The sequence below is a fragment of the Asaia sp. A2 genome, assembly GCF_057319415.1.
Map to the genome: position 1 here is coordinate 1 of NZ_JBXWTO010000050.1, position 255 is coordinate 255.

General features: G+C 62.4%; 1 pseudogene. It reads right to left on the reverse strand.

Annotated elements, in window-relative coordinates:
• A pseudogene (locus ACWNRM_RS15230) lies at positions 1-255 on the reverse strand (IS630 family transposase); the annotation flags it as partial.

A 255-nucleotide genomic window follows, 5' to 3' on the forward strand; every position in this document is an offset into this window, starting at 1 on the left:
TGGTCTTCCAGTGCCCGTGCGGCACGGCGGATCGTAATCTCTGGCCCCGCCGACAGCGACCATGACGTCGCGCCATGTTGGTCGAGGCCCAGGTTTCATCAATGAAAACCAGTCGCTCGGGGTCGAGATCGGGCTGGGTCTCGAACCAGTCCTGCCGTCGCGTCAGGACATCCGGACGATCCTGCTCCGCCGCATGGGCAGACTTTTTTTCCATGTGATCTGGTGGCGCGCGAAGAAGCGCCACAGCGTGCCAAT